This window comes from Roseixanthobacter psychrophilus, assembly GCF_043195195.1.
In the GTDB taxonomy this organism is placed as follows: Bacteria; Pseudomonadota; Alphaproteobacteria; order Rhizobiales; family Xanthobacteraceae; genus NCEH01.
Genome location: NZ_JBAFWT010000164.1, coordinates 1 through 693 on the forward strand (window position 1 = coordinate 1; position 693 = coordinate 693).

Genomic DNA, 693 nt, shown 5'->3' on the forward strand with positions numbered 1-693 from the left:
TCACTCGATGATTGAAGCGACGACGCCAGCGCCGACGGTCCGGCCACCTTCACGGATGGCGAAGCGCAGCTTCTCCTCCATGGCGATGGGAACGATCAAAGCCACATCCATCGAAACATTGTCCCCGGGCATCACCATTTCGGTGCCCTCGGGAAGCGTGCAGATGCCCGTCACGTCCGTCGTGCGGAAGTAAAACTGCGGGCGGTAGTTGGTGAAGAACGGCGTATGACGGCCGCCTTCTTCCTTCGTCAGGATGTACGCTTCAGCCTTGAACTTCGTGTGCGGCTTCACCGTGCCCGGCTTGCACACAACCTGTCCACGCTCCACGTCCTCGCGCTTGGTGCCGCGCACCAGGATGCCGACGTTATCGCCAGCCTGGCCCTGGTCCAGCAGCTTGCGGAACATTTCGACGCCGGTCACCGTCGTCTTCTGCGTCGCGCGGATGCCGACGATCTCGACTTCCTCGCCCACCTTGATGATCCCGCGCTCGACGCGGCCCGTCACCACCGTGCCGCGGCCCGAAATCGAGAACACGTCCTCGATCGGCATCAGGAACGGCAGGTCAACCGGACGCTCCGGCTGCGGGATGTACCTGTCCACCTCGGCCATCAGCTTCAGCACGGCCTCATGGCCAAGCTCAGGCGACTTGTTCTCAAGCGCCATCAGCGCAGAGCCGCGGATGATCGGGATGTC

Annotated in this window: 1 protein-coding gene; it reads right to left on the minus strand. The window is 63.1% G+C overall.

Annotated elements, in window-relative coordinates; translation table 11 throughout:
- A partial coding sequence (locus tag V5F77_RS29015; protein ID WP_429008506.1) for an EF-Tu C-terminal domain-related protein occupies positions 1-693 on the minus strand: 693 nt, incomplete at its 5' end.